Source organism: Actinophytocola sp., assembly GCF_036555685.1.
Lineage (GTDB): Bacteria > Actinomycetota > Actinomycetes > Mycobacteriales > Pseudonocardiaceae > Actinophytocola.
This window is the reverse complement of sequence record NZ_DATBKY010000016.1, coordinates 51,653-65,949: the sequence shown is the minus strand read 5'-3', so window position 1 is coordinate 65,949 and position 14,297 is coordinate 51,653. Positions and strand designations below refer to the sequence as shown.

Below are 14,297 nucleotides of genomic sequence, written 5' to 3'. Positions count from 1 at the left end.
CCGGCTGGCCATCGCGAGGCCGGGCAGCACGTCGGCGAGCTCGGTGACGATCCGCGTGTACGGCACCGCCGCACCGAGCCGGACGTGCCCGTTCTCGGCGGACCACTCGCGAAGCTCCGCGACACCACCGAGGTCGAGCAGCGCGGCCGGGCGGCGCTTGTCGAAGTTCAGCTCCACCATCACGTCGGTGCCACCGGCGATCGGCAGCGCTTCGGGGGTCCCGGCCTTGACGGCGAGGGCCTCGGAGAGCGAGCCGGGTCTGAAGAAGTCCATCGTCACCACCACGCCAGTCCGGGTTCCGGCGCGCCGTCGCGCAGCACCGTGCCCTCGATCAGCCCGTACGGGCGGTCGGCCGCGTGGAACACCTCGCCCGGATTGTCCAACTGGAACGGGCTCAGGTCGACCAGGAAATGATGCTTGTTCGGCAGCGCCAGGCGGACCTCGACCAGCTCGTCACCGTGCTTGAGCACGCGCTCACCCATCGCGTACAGGGTCTGCTGCAACGACAGCGAGTGCGTGTCCGCGAAGGCCTCCAGCAGGTGCATGTGCGCCCGGCGGAACGAGGCGGCCCAGTCGGTGCCGGCCCGGTCCGTGTTGCCGCCGTGCCGCCAGCGGGCGGACACGGCGGTGGCGAGGATCCGGTCGGTGGTCTCCGCGAGTGTGGTGTAGCGGTCCTTCTGGTAGCCGTGGAACTCCGAGTCCGTCGTGTTGAGCAACGTGACGTCCGCGACGCCGGACACCACCCACGCGGTGTTGCCGTCGTAGGTGACCGTGGCCGTGCGGGTGCCGGCCGCGCGGGCGAACGAGTGGTGCGCCGGCTGTGGGTTCTCCGGGTAGCCGACCGTCAGCCGCTCCCAGCGGTACATCTCGAGGTGCACCCGCGCCTTGGTGATCGTCGGTGCCGACTCGACGAAGTGGCGGGCCAGGCGCAGCCCGAACTCCTCCGGCTCGCCGACCCCGTCGCGGGCGAACGCGTACACGGTGTTCTTCTGCGTGTCGGTGGGCAGCACGCCGGAGTTGTCACCGGTCAGGTGGGTGGCGTCGAGGTCGCCGGCGAGCGAGGTGGACACGTTGAGATCGATGATCTCGTGCCGGGCGGAGCCGTCGGAGCCGCCGCGGTCCACCCGGACCAGGCGGGTCTCCGCCTTGCCGTACCGGTTGTCGCCGAGTTTGAAGGTCATGTCAACTTCCCCGGTAGGTCGAGTAGCCGAAGGGACTGAGCAGCAGCGGCACGTGGTAGTGCTCGGCCGGGTCGGTGATCCGGAAGGCCACCGTGACCTCCGGGTAGAACGCGTCCGGGCCGAGGTAGTCGCCGGTGCCGAAGACCAGCCGGTAGACGCCGGCGGCCGCCACGCCCCAGCCCTTGACGCGCCCGTCCGCGTCGGTGCGGCCGTCGAGGACGTACTCCCAGCCGCCGGCCGAACCACCGGGGCCGCGGGCCTCCAGCCGCACGGGCACATCGGCGGCGGGACGCCCGATGCTCGTGTCGAGCACGTGGGTGGACAAAGTCACGATCCGAACGCCTTCCCGAGTCGAAGATCCACGATCTTGGTGAGCTCCGCGCGGACCACCCCGCGCTCGGTGTCCGGGTCGTTGCCGAGCCGCTCGCGCAGCGCGTGCAGCATCTCCTCGCCGGACAGGCCGGTCGCGCAGATCAGGAACACGTATCCGAAACGCTCCTCGTAGGCGACGTTGCCGCCGGCGAGGTCCTGCGCGGTCCGCGCGCTCGACCCGGCCACGCCGGCCTGCTCCACCCGCGACCAGCCGGCCTCCCGCCCGTCGCCGGTCGCGCGCTCCCCGATCCGCGGGTGCGCGGCGAGCGCCTCCTCGACGTCGGGCCAGTCCAGCTCGCCGAGCACGGCGTGCGACACGCGCCGCAGGCCGGCGACGTCGTGGTAGGGCCGGCGGGCGAGCAGCTCGTCCGCCCAGCGCCGGGACGCGCAGCAGGCGAGCAGCTCCCGCTCGGCCTCCGCGGCCTCGGCGGCGTTGAGCCGGTCGAGTGGTGTTTCTTCGGGCATCCCGAGCACTCTACTGACCGTCCCTCCCGCCCGCCCCCTTCGTTAGTTGCTGGTCACAGGCGGTCCAGCGTCCGCACCGTCCGCCGGAACTGTGCAGTCCGGGGGCGGGCGTGCTAGTCGAGGACGGCAAGCGCGTCGATCTCCACGAGCATCCCGGCCGGAAGTCCGACATAGACCGTCGTGCGTGCCGGGAACGGCTCCGGGACGAGCTCGGCGTAGGTCTCGTTCAGCTCGGCGAAGTGCGCGGTGTCGGTGAGGTAGACGCGCAGCATCACGACGTCGTCCCAGCCCGCGCCGGCCGCGGTGAGCACGCTCTCGAGGTTGCCGATCACCTGCCGGGTCTGGGCCGCGACCGTGTCGCCGGCGAGCTCCCCGGTGGCCGGGTCCAGCGCCACCTGGCCGGCCACCTGCAGGATGTTGCCCTTCCGGATGCCCGGCGACAGCGGCACCGGCGGGGGCGCCGCACCCTCGGGGTGGATCGCGTGCTTCGTCATGGTCAGTTCTCCCTCCTGCCCGGGGTTCTGCCCGGTGCGTTCTCGGGTGTCTTCGCCCAGCCGCATTCGACCGACGCGCGCTCCGCGGCCGCCAGCAACGTCGGCACGAGCCGCAGCAGGCCGTCGAGGTCCAGCAGTACCTTCGGCACCGACAGCGACAGCGCCGCCAGCACCACGCCACGCGGCCCGCGCACGGGTGCCGCCACGCAGTGGATGAACTCCTCGTGCTCGGCGTCGTCCACCGCGTACCCGCGCTCGGCGACCCGCGCCAGCTCGGCCAGCAGCGCGCGCCGGCTCGACAGCGTGTTCGCGGTCAGCTTCGCGTACTCGATGCCGGCGGTGACCCGGTCGCGCTCGTCCGGCGGCAGCGCGGCCAGCAGGACCTTGGCCACGGCCGTGCAGTGCAGCGGGGCGCGGCGGCCGATGCGCGAGTACATCCGGACGTTGTGCCGGCTCTCGTACTTGTCGATGTAGATCACCTCACCGTCCTCATAGGACGCAAGGTGCACGGTGTGGCCGGTGGTGGCGTTCAGCTCGCGGGCCGCGGGTTCGGCGCTGCGCCGCACGTCGCGCTCGTCCAGGGCGCGGTAGGCCAGCTCGAACAGCGAGGTGCCCAGCCGGTAGTACCGCGCGCCGCTGCGCTGCACGAACCGGCGTGCCTCGAGCGTGCGCAGCAGCCGCAACACGGTCGACTTGTGCACGCCGAGCCGCCCGGCGAGCTGGTCGAGGTTCTTCGGCCCGTCGGCAAGCTCGTCCAGCACCGTGATCGCGCGGTCCAGGCTCTGACTCATGTGATGTACACCACCGCCCACTCGGCGGCGCCGGCGTCCAGCAGGGACTCGACGAGCGCGGCCGGCAGCGGTGGGCCGATGTCGTCGCGGGTGCGCAGCGCGGAGGCCGCCCGCAGGTGTCCGGCCCGCAGCCGGCGCACCGGCGGTTCGCCCGCGAGCAGGGCCGCGAGGTAGCCGGCCGCGAACGCGTCGCCCGCGCCGATCGGCTCGACCACGTCCACCCGCAGCGCGGGCTGGAAGATCGCGGGTTCGCCGCGTTCCAGCAACGTCGCGCCGTGCTCGGCCTGCTTCACCACGATCGCCGGCGGCTCCGGCAGCACCTCGCGGATCGCTTCCGGGTCGTGCGCGCCCCACACCGCCGCGGCCTCGTCCGCGCCGACCAGCACGACGTCCGCGAGCGCCGCCAGGTCGCGGAGCAGGACGGGATCCTGGTCCAGCGCCGGGCGCCGGTTCACGTCGAACGAGAGCAGGAACCGCCGCGGCGTGCCCAGCAGCGCACGCATCAGGTCGAGGCAACTCGCCGACAGCACGGGCGTGATCCCGCTCGTGTGCACCAGCCGGACGGTGTCCAGCGGCAGGCCCGCGAGCAGCGCCGGGCTCATGCCGGCCGCGGCCGACCCGCGCCGGTAGTAGCGCACGCCGCCGTCGGACTTGAAGTACACGCCGGTCGGCCGGTCCGGGTCCACGCGCACGCCGGAGACGTCGACCCCGTGCCGGGCGACGAAGTCCGTGATCGCGCTGCCGAACGGGTCGCCGCCGACCACGGACACCCACGCCGCGCGCAGGCCGAGCCCGGCGAGGTGACAGGCCACATTGGACTCGGCGCCGCCGACCGTGCGATGCCAGGTGCGCACCTGTGCCGCCGGGCCGCTCTCCGCCGGCACGAACAGCGCCATGGACTCGCCCAGGCACAGCACGTCCACGGGTCCCACCGGTCGACCGTCCCTTCGCGAACGCCTGCGTTGACTGCCCGCGGACCCGGATGCTACACAGGCGGATGGCACATAGCGCAATATTCGTTGCAGAATACGCAATGAGGTGAGCCGATTGCCGCAGTCCGGCCGTATCGACCGCGACAGGGTCGCCGCGATCGCCGACGAACGGATCGACTGGCGCTTCAAGGGACTGCCCGCCGCGGCGCAGGGCCGGACGATCGGCGAGGTGCGCGGTGCCGGGCTCAGCGTGTTCGACTTCGTGCCGCCGCTGGTCGTGCTGGACGCCGAGGCGATCGAGCACAACCTCGCCGCGATGGCGGACTTCTGCGCCCGCCACGGGTTCGCGCACGCACCACACGGCAAGACCACGATGGCCCCGCAGCTGTACGCGCGCCAGTTCGACCACGGCGCGTGGGGCCAGACCGCGGCGACCGCGAGCCAGCTGCGCGTCTACCGCGCGTTCGGCGTGAGCCCGGTCATCCTCGCCAACGAGCTCGTCGACCCGGCCGCGCTGGCCTGGCTCGCCGGGGAGCTCGACCGCGACCCGGGCTTCCGGTTCTGCTGCTGGGTCGACTCGGTCCGCGGCGTGGCCCTGATGACCGAGGCATTGCGTGGCGCGAGCCGGCCGGTCGACGTGCTGGTGGAGGCCGGCACGCCGAACGGGCGCACGGGCGTCCGCGACCTCACGACCGGGGTCGAGGTCGCCGACGCGGTGACCGCCTCGCCCGCGCTGCGCCTGGTCGGCGTCGGCGGCTACGAGGGCGCGGTCTCGCACGAGGCGACACCCGACGACCTCGCCGCGGTGCGCGCCTACCTGACCGACCTGCGCGCGCTCGCCGAGCAGCTCGCCACCCGCGGCCACTTCGACGGCGTCGACGAGGTGATCGTCACCGCCGGCGGCAGCTCGTACTTCGACCTCGTGGCCGACGTGCTCGGCGCGCCGTGGCCGGACGGGCTGCCGGTCCTCCCGGTGCTGCGCAGCGGCGCGTACGTCACGCACGACTCAGGCGTCTACGAACGGGTCTCCCCGCTCGGCGCCCACCCGCGGGTGACCGGTCCGGTGCTGCGGCCGGCGCTGCGCGCGTGGGCCCAGGTGATGTCGTGCCCCGAGCCCGGCCTCGCGCTGCTGACCGCCGGCAAGCGCGACGTGCCCTACGACATCGACCTGCCGGTGCCCCAGGTGCTGCGCCGCGACGGCACGGCCCGCGCGCTCACCGGCGAGGTCTTCGAGCTCAACGACCAGCACACGTTCCTCACCCACGCCGGCGACGTCGAGGTCGGCGACTGGGTGGGGCTCGGCCTGTCGCACCCGTGCACCACGTTCGACAAGTGGCAGCTGCTGCCCGTCGTCGGCCCGGACGGCGAGACCGTGGTCGACCTGATCCGGACCTACTTCTGATGCCCGGCGCCACCGCCGGCATCGTCTTCCGTGGCGCGACCGTCGTCGACGGCACGGGCGCGCCCGGCTACCGCGCGGACGTGAGTGTCCGGGATGGACGGATCGCGGAGATCGGGTCCGGCGCCGGCGGCAAGCGGGTCGTCGACGCGGGCGGGCTGGTGCTCGCGCCCGGGTTCATCGACATGCACGCCCACTCGGACCTGCAGATCCTCGCGCGGCCGGACCACCTGGCGAAGGTGTCGCAGGGCGTGACGCTGGAGGTGCTCGGCCAGGACGGCCTGTCCTACGCCCCGGTCGACGACGCCACGCTGGACACGCTGCGCGGCCAGCTCGCCGGCTGGAACGACGACCCGGCCGGGTTCGACTGGGACTGGCGCGGCGTCGCGGAGTACCTGGACCGGCTCGACCGCGGGATCGCGTGCAACGCCGCGTACCTGCTGCCGCAGGGCACGATCCGGATGCTCGCGGTCGGCTGGTCGGCCCGGCCGGCTACCGAGTCCGAACTGGACACCATGCGCAGGCTGGTCGCCACGGGGCTCGCGGAAGGCGCGCTCGGCATGTCGTCCGGCCTGACGTACACGCCCGGCATGTACGCCACGACCGGCGAGCTGGTGGCGCTCTGCGAGGTCGTGGCCGCCGGTGGCGGGTACTACAGCCCCCACCACCGCAGCTACGGGGCGGGCGCGCTGGCGGCTTACGCGGAGATGGTCGACGTGTCGCGCCGGTCGGGCTGCCCGCTGCACCTCGCGCACGCCACGATGAACTTCCCGGTCAACGCCGGCCGGGCGGGTGAGCTGCTGGCACTGGTCGACGCCGCGCTCGACGACGGCGCGGACATCACGCTCGACACCTATCCCTACCTCGCCGCCGCCACGTACCTGTCCGCGCTGCTGCCGAGCTGGTCGATGGAGGGCGGCCCGGCGCGGACGCTGGCCCGCCTGTCCGATGCGGATACCCGGGAGCGGATCCGGGCGGACCTGGAGGAGCACGGCTCGGACGGCTGCCACGGCGTGCCCGTGGACTGGGCCACCATCCAGGTCAGCGGCGTGCGGCTGGCGGGCAACGCGCACCTGGTGGGGCTGAGCGTGGCGCAGGCCGCACGGCAGGCCGGGAAGCAACCGGCCGAGCTGTACTTCGACCTGCTGGTCGCCGAACGCCTGGGCACCTCGTGCCTGATGCACGTCGGCGACGAGGACAACGTGCGGACGATCATGCGCCACCCCGCGCACACCGGCGGCAGCGACGGCCTGCTCGCCGGGGCGCGCCCGCACCCGCGCGCGTGGGGCACGTTCCCGCGCTACCTCGGCCACTACGTGCGCGAGCTCGGCGTGCTCGGGCTCGAGGAGTGCGTGGCGCACCTGACGGGGCGCGCGGCCCGGCGGCTGCGCCTGGCCGACCGGGGCCTGGTCCGCCTCGGGTACGCCGCCGACCTCGTCGCGTTCGACCCGGCGACCGTGGCCGCGGAGGCCACCTACGACGACCCGCGCCGGCCCGCGGCCGGCATCCCCTACGTCCTGGTCAACGGCGTGCCGGTGATCGACGACGGGCGGCGCACGGGCGCGCTGCCCGGACACGCGATCCGCAACCCGTCCGGAGGCAGGCATGGATCTGCTCGCTGAGCTGAGGGCGCGCCGGGCGCTGTGCATCATCCGCGCCCCGGCGATCCCCGACCCGGCCGGCCTGGCCGCGACGCTCGTGGCAGCCGGCCTCCCGACGGTCGAGTTCGCCCTCACGACCCCGGGCGCGCCCGGCCTCATCGAGCGGGCGTCTACAGTGGACGGCTTGCTGCTCGGCGCCGGGACGGTGCTGTCCGCCGCGGACGCGCGGGACGCGATCGCCGCGGGCGCGCGGTTCCTGCTGACGCCGGGCCTGCGCCCGGAGGTGGCCGAGGAGGCCCGGCGCCAGGGCGTGCCGGTGGTGCTCGGCGCGATGACGCCCACCGAGGTGGCGACCGCGCTGGATCTCGGCGCCACAGCGGTGAAGGTCTTCCCGGCGGCGCGCCTCGGTCCCGCCTACTTCGGCGACCTGCACGGCCCGTACCCGGACGCGCCGCTGATCGCGACCGGCGGGCTCACCACGGCCAACGCCGCCGAGTTCCTGGCCGCCGGCGCGCTGGCGGTGACCGCGGGCAGCGGGGTGGTCGGCCCCGCCCTGGCCGCGGAGTCCCGTTTCGCGGAGATATCCGACCGGGCGAAGGAGTTCGTCGCCGCGGCGCGTGCGGCGGGCTGACCCGAACCCGAAACGCGACCGGACGTGGGGGTTCGCCCGGCCGGGTTGTCCGGTTCGCGACAAGAATTGGTTTAGACCTTGTGCCCGCACCGGGCCGGGCCATAGCATCCGGATGCCTCCTGCCGCACCGACCGACCGCACCCGAGCGGTGCGGCGGGGGCCTCCACGCTCCTCCACTATGGACCGCACACATGACGAAGGGCCCGGCGCAACCCGCCGGGCCCTTCGTCATTCGACCGTGCGGCTACTCGAACTTCTCGCCGTTCTCGGCCTTCGCCACCAGCGACGCCGGCGGCTGGAAGTGGTCGCCGTAGCGCTGCGCCAGCTCTCGGGCCCTTGCGACGAAGCCCGCCACGCCACCCTCGTAGCCATTGATGTACTGGATCACGCCACCGGTCCACGGCGGGAAGCCGATGCCCATGATCGAGCCGATGTTGGCGTCCGGCACCGAGCGCAGCACGCCCTCGTCGAAGCACTTGACCGTCTCGAGGGCCTCGGCGAAGAGCATGCGCTCCTTCATGTCCTCGAACGGGATCTCGTGGCCGTCCTTGGTGAAGTGCTCCACCAGGCCCGGCCACAACCGCGTCCGCTTGCCGTCCTCGCCGTACTCGTAGAAGCCCGCGCCGGACGAGCGGCCCTTGCGGCCGAACTCGTCGACCATGCGGTCCACCAGCGGCTCGGAAGCATGCACGACCCACTCGCCACCCGCGGCGATGACGCCGGCCTTGGTCTCCTTGCGGATCTTCTGCGGCAGCGTCAGCGTCAGCTCGTCCATCAGCTGCAGCGGCGGCGCCGGGTAGCCGGCCTGCGAACCGGCCTGCTCGACCGACGCCGGGTGCACGCCCTCGGCGACCATGGCGATCGCCTCGTTGATGAACGTGCCGATCACCAGGCTGGTGAAGAACCCGCGCGAGTCGTTGACCACGATCGGCGTCTTCTTGATCTGCTGCGCCACGTCGAACGCCTTCGCGAGCGTCGCGTCGCTGGTGCGCTCGCCGACGATGATCTCCAGCAGCGGCATCTTGTCGACCGGGGAGAAGAAGTGCAGGCCGATGAAGTCCTCCTGCCGCTTCACGCCCTCCGCGAGGCCGGTGATCGGCAGCGTCGAGGTGTTGGAGCCGAGCAGCGCGTCCGGCGCGACGACGTCCTCGATCTCGGCGAAGACCTTGTGCTTGAGCTCAGGGCTCTCGAACACCGCTTCGATCACCAGGTCGCAACCGGCCAGGTCCTCGGCCTTCTCGGTCGGGTGAATGCGGGCGAGCGTCTCGTCCGCCTTCTCCCGCGTGGTCCGGCCGCGGGAGACCGCCTTGTCGAACAGCTTGACCGAGTAGTTCCTGCCCTTCTCGGCGGCTTCCTGGGAGACGTCCTTGAGCACGACCTCCATGCCGCCGCGGGCACACACGTACGCGATGCCCGCGCCCATCATGCCGGCGCCGAGCACGCCGACCTTGCGGGCGGTGTACTTCTCGTAGCCGTCCGGCCGCGAGCCGCCGGAGTTGATGTGCTGCAGGTCGAAGAAGAACGCCTTGATCATGTTCTTCGCGACCTGGCCGGACAGCAGCTCGATCAGGTACCGCGACTCGATGACCAGCGCGGTGTCGATGTCGACCTGGGCGCCCTCGACCGCCGCGGACAGGATCGCCTTCGGCGCCGGCATGTTCGCGCCCTTGAGCTGCTTGCGCAGGTTCGCCGGGAAGGCCGGCAGGTTGGCCGCGAACCTCGGGTTGGACGGCGAGCCGCCGGGGATCTTGTAGCCGTCGGTGTCCCACGGCTGCGCGGCCTGCGGGTTGGCCTTGATCCACTCCTTGGCCTTCGGCAGCAGCTCGTCCACCGAGCCCACCAGCTCGTGGACGAGGCCGACCTCGAGCGCCTTCGCCGGCTTGTGCCGCTGTCCCTGGAGCAGGACGTTCAGCAGCGCGTTCTGGATGCCGAGCAGCCGCACGGTGCGGGTCACGCCGCCACCGCCGGGCAGCAGGCCGAGCGTGACCTCGGGCAGCCCGATCTGCGAGCCCTTGACGTCCGCGGCGATCCGGTGGTGGCAGGCCAGCGCGATCTCCAGGCCACCGCCGAGCGCCGCGCCGTTGATCGCCGCGACGACCGGCTTGCCGAGCGTCTCCAGGCGGCGCAGCTGGGCCTTGATGCCGGTGATGAAGTCGAAGCCGTCCTGCGCCTGATCGGGCGTGGCCTCGATCATGTCCTTGAGGTCGCCGCCGGCGAAGAACGTCTTCTTGGCCGACGTGATCACCACGCCGGTGATGCCGTCCTTCTCGGCCTCGAGCCGGTCCACGGCGGCCGCCATCGACGCCGCGTAGTCGCGGTTCATCGTGTTGGCCGACTGGTTCGGGTCGTCCATCGTCAGGACGACGATGCCGTCGGCGTCCTTGTCCCAGCGGATCGTGTCAGTCATCTGAGTGTCTATTCCCTTACACGCGCTCGATGAGGGTCGCGACGCCCATGCCGCCGCCGATGCAGAGGGTGACCAGAGCCCGGCGGGCCTCGCGGCGCTCCAGCTCGTCGATCATGGTGCCGACGAGCATCGCGCCGGTCGCGCCGAGCGGGTGCCCCATCGCGATCGCACCGCCGTTGACGTTCAGCTTCTCGTCGGGGATGCGCAGCTTGCGCTGGTAGTTCAGCACGACCGACGCGAATGCCTCGTTCAGCTCGAACAGGTCGATGTCGTCGGTGGTCAGCCCGGTCGTCGCGAGCAGCTTCTCGGTGGCCGGGATCGGACCGGTGAGCATGATCGTCGAGTCGGCGCCGGAGGTGGCGGTGGCGACGATGCGGGCCCGCGGCGTGAGCCCCATGTCCTTGCCGGCCTGCTCGGAGCCGACGAGCACCAGCGCGGCGCCGTCGACGATGCCCGACGAGTTGCCGGCCGAGTGCACGTGGTCGATCTTCTCGACGTAGTGGTACTTCTGCAGCGCCACCGCGTCGAAGCCACCCATGTCTCCGATGGCCGCGAACGACGCCGGCAGCTTGCCCAGTCCCTCCAAAGTGGACTCCGGGCGCATGTGCTCGTCGCGGTCGAGGATCGTGAGGCCGTTCTGGTCGACGACCGGGACGATCGAGTTGCGGAAGTAGTCGCCGGCCCACGCCTTCGCGGCGAGTTGCTGGGAGCGCAGCGCGTAGGTGTCGACGTCCTCGCGGGAGAAGCCCTCGATCGTGGCGATCAGGTCGGCGCCGACGCCCTGCGGCACGAAGTAGGTGTCGTACGCGGTGGCCGGGTCCATCGCCCAGGCGCCGCCGTCGGAGCCCATGGTCACCCGCGACATGGACTCGACGCCGCCGCCGATGACGACCTCGTCCCAGCCGGCGCGCACCTTCTGCGCGGCCATGTTGACCGCCTCGAGGCCCGAGGCGCAGAAGCGGTTGAGCTGGACGCCGCCGACGGTGTCGGGCAGGCCGGCGGCGATGGCCGCGGTCTTGGCGATGTCGCTGCCCTGGTCACCGATCGGCGTGACGACGCCGAGCAGCAGGTCGGACACCCGGTCCACGTCCAGGGTGGGGTTGCGCTTGCGCAGCTCGTCGATGAGTCCCACGACGAGCGAGATCGGCTTGGTTCCGTGCAGGGATCCGGTTTTCTTTCCCCGACCGCGCGGGGTCCGGATCGCGTCGTAGACGAATGCTTCGGTAGGCACGCTCAGGGTCCTCTCGACTGCTAATCCTCATTAACATCGTGGCACTGGATCCACGGTTGTCAATGACCGGGTGGTGTGACCCACACAACCAGGTCAGCTAGCTAATCGTCACTCACTTATCAGCGCGCATTGACTGATTGCCAACAGCTTGGCCCTCGTCTACCGTCGCTAGTGACGCTTCACGTTGAGGAGGACGCGTGACGGTCCGCCGGCCGCGCAACCGGAAGGCTCAGCTGGCCGAGGAGGCCGCGGAGCTGTTCGGCAGGCACGGCTACCACCAGGTGAGCGTGCACGACATCGCCGCCGCGGCCGGGGTCACCGGGCCCGCCGTGTACCGGCACTTCCGCGGCAAGCAGGACATCCTCGCGCACGTGCTGCTCTCCGGCATGGACGTGTTCGGCCTGGTCACCGAGGAGGCCCTGGCCACCCCGGGCTCCCCCGGCGAGCAGCTCGAAGCCCTGCTGCGCGCGGTCGCCGCGCTCGCCGTGGACCGCCGCGAGATCACCGCGCTGTGGCGCTGGGAGGGCCGCCACCTCGACCAGGCCGACCAGGCCAAGATCCGCCTCCGCGGCGGCGAGCTCATGGCGCAGTGGGGCATCGCGCTGCGCGACGCCCGCCCCGACCTCGGCGAGGCCGACGCGGAGCTCCTCTGCTGGGCCGCGCTATCGGTGTTCGGCAGCGTGTCCGTGCACCACGTGAACCTGCCGCGGCGCCGGTTCGAGGCGTGCCTGGTCGAGCTCGCGGCCGCGGTCCTCGCCTGGGCGCCGCCGCCCGCGCGGTCCGAGCCGCCGGCGCCGCCGCGCCCGGCCGGGCTCGCCGCCCCGTCCCGTCGCGAGGAGCTGCTGTCGGCGGCCACCCGCCTGTTCCGCGACCGCGGCTACCACGCGGTGAGCATGGAGGACATCGGTGCGGCCGCGGGCATCGCCGGTCCGAGCATCTACCGCTACTTCCCCGGCAAGTCGGCGATCCTGGTCGCCGCCGGGTACCGGATGGCCGAGCGGCTCGCCCGTACCGCCGACGACGCCATCGCCGGGGCGGCCGACCCGCGCGACGGGCTCGCCCGCCTCGCCTCGTCCTATGTGGACACCGTGCTGCGGTCGGACAACCTGATGGCCACGTTCGCCGGTGAGATCGGCAACCTGCCCGACCCGGACCGCAAGGAGCTGGTGCGTGTGCAGCGGGCGTACGTGGCGCAGTGGGTCGAGCTGCTGCGCACGGTCGCGCCCGGCCTGCCCGAACCGGACGCGCGGATCACCGTGCACGCCGCCCTGACGGTCGTGAACGACCTCGCCCGCACGCCGCGAGTGGCCGCCGCCCGCCCGGCCATCTCGGCGGAGCTCGCCGAACTGGCGGTGACCGTCCTTTCGGCAAGGAAGTAGGTGTGCCATGTCCGTCGGGTCGAACGGCGTCATCGACAGGTGGTTGCTCAACAAGAAGTGGACAGCCAAGCAGCTCACGGCACCGCCGGCGGACGGTGACCTCTCCGGCCTCGAGCCGGTGCCCGGCGACCCCGGGCTGCCGCTGGTCGGCCACAGCCTCGAGATGCTGCGGCTCGGCGTGCGGTACGGGCTCAAGCGCTACCAGACCCACGGGCCGGTCTCGTGGGTGAAGGCGTTCGGCATCACGGTGGTGGCCGCCGCCGGTCCGGAAGCGGCGCAGGTCGTGCTGGCCAACAAGGACAAGGCGTACTCGCAGCAGGGCTGGACGTACTTCATCGGGCCGTTCTTCAACCGGGGCCTGATGCTGCTCGACTTCGAGGAGCACCTCTACCACCGGCGCCTCATGCAGCAGGCGTTCACCAGCGACCGGCTGGCCGCCTACCTCGGCCGGGTCGCCGAGGTGGCCCGGCGCGGGCTCGGTGGCTGGCGGCCGGACGCCTCGTTCGAGGTCTACCCGGCGCTCAAGCGGCTGACGCTGGACATCGCGACCGAGATCTTCATGGCGTCCGAGCTCGGCGCGGCGGACTCCGGGAGGCTGACCCGGGCGTTCATCGACACGGTCCGGGCCGGCACCGCGCTGATCCGGCTGCCGGTCGGGCGCTGGGGCGCGGGGCTGCGCGGCCGGAAGGTGCTGGAGGACTACTTCCGCCGCAGCCTCCCGGCCAAGCGCGCCTCGGACTCCGACGACCTGTTCGCGGCGCTGTGCCATGCGCGCACCGACGACGGCGAGATGTTCACCGACGACGACGTCGTCAACCACATGATCTTCCTGATGATGGCCGCGCACGACACGTCGACGATCACGACGAGCGCGGTGTCGTACTACCTCGGCAAGCACCCGGAGTGGCAGGACAAGGTGCGCGCGGAGTCGCTTGCGCTGGGCGACGAGCCGCTGGACATGGCCGCGCTGGACGGGCTGCGCTCGCTGGACCTGGTGATCAAGGAGTCGCTGCGGCTGGTCGCGCCGGTGCCCTCGCTGGTGCGCAAGACCGTGAAGGACACCGACCTGCTCGGCCACTACGTGCCGGCCGGCACGCTGGTCTCGCTCACGCCGTGGGTGAACCACCTGCTGCCGCAGTACTGGCCGGACCCGCTCCGCTTCGATCCCGAGCGGTTCGCGGAGGGCCGCCGCGAGGACAAAGTGCACCGGTTCGCGTGGATGCCGTTCGGCGGCGGGGTCCACAAGTGCATCGGCATGCACTTCGGCATGTACGAGGTGAAGACCCTGGTGCACGAGATGCTGCGGCGCTTCGAGTGGTCGCTGCCACCGGACTACGAGGTCCGCTGGGACCCGACGTCGCTCCCGGTCCCCACCGACGGCCTGCCGGTGGCGCTGCACGCCCGCTGAGCCGCG

General features: G+C 72.1%; 14 protein-coding genes. 5 read left to right on the top strand and 9 right to left on the bottom strand.

Translation table 11 applies throughout. From position 1 onward, the window contains the following. The 7 genes from VH969_RS01825 to VH969_RS01795 all read right to left on the bottom strand — a co-directional run. Positions 1–273, bottom strand: a 273-nt coding sequence (locus VH969_RS01825) for an FAD binding domain-containing protein (RefSeq protein WP_331969266.1), incomplete at its 3' end; no start/stop codon positions are given. Positions 274–275: 2 nt separating this feature from the next. After that, entirely contained in the window at positions 276–1,181 is a 906-nt protein-coding gene (gene pucL, locus VH969_RS01820; protein WP_331969263.1) for a factor-independent urate hydroxylase, read from the bottom strand. 1 nt (position 1,182) lies between these two features. Beyond that, positions 1,183–1,515 carry a hydroxyisourate hydrolase gene (gene uraH / locus VH969_RS01815; protein WP_331969275.1) on the bottom strand — a complete coding sequence of 111 codons (333 nt, stop codon included), beginning with the start codon at positions 1,513–1,515 and terminating at the stop codon, positions 1,183–1,185. Further along, positions 1,509–2,018: a 2-oxo-4-hydroxy-4-carboxy-5-ureidoimidazoline decarboxylase gene (gene uraD, locus VH969_RS01810; protein WP_331969260.1), complete on the bottom strand. Its 510-nt coding sequence runs from the start codon at positions 2,016–2,018 to the stop codon at positions 1,509–1,511. Before uraD ends, uraH begins: the two co-directional genes overlap by 7 nt. A 113-nt stretch (positions 2,019–2,131) precedes the next feature. Then, a complete protein-coding gene (locus tag VH969_RS01805) occupies positions 2,132–2,512 on the bottom strand; it encodes a RidA family protein (protein WP_331969257.1) in 381 nt (126 codons plus the stop codon). Positions 2,513–2,514: 2 nt separating this feature from the next. Beyond that, positions 2,515–3,303 carry an IclR family transcriptional regulator gene (locus VH969_RS01800; RefSeq protein WP_331969254.1) on the bottom strand — a complete coding sequence of 263 codons (789 nt, stop codon included), beginning with the start codon at positions 3,301–3,303 and terminating at the stop codon, positions 2,515–2,517. After that, positions 3,300–4,199 carry a sugar kinase gene (locus VH969_RS01795; protein ID WP_331969272.1) on the bottom strand — a complete coding sequence of 300 codons (900 nt, stop codon included), beginning with the start codon at positions 4,197–4,199 and terminating at the stop codon, positions 3,300–3,302. The genes VH969_RS01800 and VH969_RS01795 overlap by 4 nt, the downstream gene beginning before the upstream one ends. Positions 4,200–4,350: 151 nt before the next feature. On the opposite strand from VH969_RS01795, the gene VH969_RS01790 reads away from it, so the two are divergent. The 3 genes from VH969_RS01790 to VH969_RS01780 are packed head-to-tail and all read left to right on the top strand — an operon-like array spanning position 4,351 to position 7,866. Continuing rightward, entirely contained in the window at positions 4,351–5,637 is a 1,287-nt protein-coding gene (locus VH969_RS01790; RefSeq protein ID WP_331969269.1) for an amino acid deaminase, read from the top strand. After that, positions 5,637–7,256 (top strand): N-acyl-D-amino-acid deacylase family protein, encoded by a 1,620-nt coding sequence (locus VH969_RS01785; protein ID WP_331969251.1) that lies wholly within the window; start codon positions 5,637–5,639, stop codon positions 7,254–7,256. Before VH969_RS01790 ends, VH969_RS01785 begins: the two co-directional genes overlap by 1 nt. Continuing rightward, positions 7,240–7,866 (top strand): bifunctional 4-hydroxy-2-oxoglutarate aldolase/2-dehydro-3-deoxy-phosphogluconate aldolase, encoded by a 627-nt coding sequence (locus tag VH969_RS01780; protein ID WP_331969248.1) that lies wholly within the window; start codon positions 7,240–7,242, stop codon positions 7,864–7,866. The genes VH969_RS01785 and VH969_RS01780 overlap by 17 nt, the downstream gene beginning before the upstream one ends. A 244-nt stretch (positions 7,867–8,110) precedes the next feature. On the opposite strand, the gene VH969_RS01775 is transcribed toward VH969_RS01780, so the two are convergent. Both VH969_RS01775 and VH969_RS01770 read right to left on the bottom strand, forming a co-directional pair. Continuing rightward, positions 8,111–10,273, bottom strand: coding sequence for a 3-hydroxyacyl-CoA dehydrogenase NAD-binding domain-containing protein (locus VH969_RS01775; protein ID WP_331969244.1), 2,163 nt, complete (start codon positions 10,271–10,273; stop codon positions 8,111–8,113). A gap of 16 nt (positions 10,274–10,289) precedes the next feature. Beyond that, positions 10,290–11,504 carry an acetyl-CoA C-acetyltransferase gene (locus VH969_RS01770; protein ID WP_331969241.1) on the bottom strand — a complete coding sequence of 405 codons (1,215 nt, stop codon included), beginning with the start codon at positions 11,502–11,504 and terminating at the stop codon, positions 10,290–10,292. Positions 11,505–11,701: 197 nt separating this feature from the next. Between VH969_RS01770 and VH969_RS01765 the strand changes: the two genes are divergently transcribed. Both VH969_RS01765 and VH969_RS01760 read left to right on the top strand, forming a co-directional pair. Next, positions 11,702–12,883 carry a TetR/AcrR family transcriptional regulator gene (locus tag VH969_RS01765; RefSeq protein ID WP_331969238.1) on the top strand — a complete coding sequence of 394 codons (1,182 nt, stop codon included), beginning with the start codon at positions 11,702–11,704 and terminating at the stop codon, positions 12,881–12,883. A gap of 7 nt (positions 12,884–12,890) precedes the next feature. Then, on the top strand, positions 12,891–14,291 hold the full coding sequence (locus VH969_RS01760; RefSeq protein ID WP_331969235.1) for a cytochrome P450: 1,401 nt from the start codon (positions 12,891–12,893) through the stop codon (positions 14,289–14,291). The last annotated feature ends 6 nt before the right edge of the window (positions 14,292–14,297 follow it).

Excerpts from the sequence above, each read along its gene's own strand:
- pucL (WP_331969263.1), bottom strand. The coding sequence starts at position 1,181 with ATGACCTTCAAACTCGGCGACAACCGGTACGGCAAGGCGGAGACCCGC.
- uraD (WP_331969260.1), bottom strand. The coding sequence starts at position 2,018 with ATGCCCGAAGAAACACCACTCGACCGGCTCAACGCCGCCGAGGCCGCG.
- VH969_RS01805 (WP_331969257.1), bottom strand. The coding sequence starts at position 2,512 with ATGACGAAGCACGCGATCCACCCCGAGGGTGCGGCGCCCCCGCCGGTG.
- VH969_RS01800 (WP_331969254.1), bottom strand. The coding sequence starts at position 3,303 with ATGAGTCAGAGCCTGGACCGCGCGATCACGGTGCTGGACGAGCTTGCC.
- VH969_RS01795 (WP_331969272.1), bottom strand. The coding sequence starts at position 4,199 with ATGGCGCTGTTCGTGCCGGCGGAGAGCGGCCCGGCGGCACAGGTGCGC.
- VH969_RS01785 (WP_331969251.1), top strand. The coding sequence starts at position 5,637 with ATGCCCGGCGCCACCGCCGGCATCGTCTTCCGTGGCGCGACCGTCGTC.
- VH969_RS01780 (WP_331969248.1), top strand. The coding sequence starts at position 7,240 with ATGGATCTGCTCGCTGAGCTGAGGGCGCGCCGGGCGCTGTGCATCATC.
- VH969_RS01775 (WP_331969244.1), bottom strand. The coding sequence starts at position 10,273 with ATGACTGACACGATCCGCTGGGACAAGGACGCCGACGGCATCGTCGTC.
- VH969_RS01760 (WP_331969235.1), top strand. The coding sequence starts at position 12,891 with ATGTCCGTCGGGTCGAACGGCGTCATCGACAGGTGGTTGCTCAACAAG.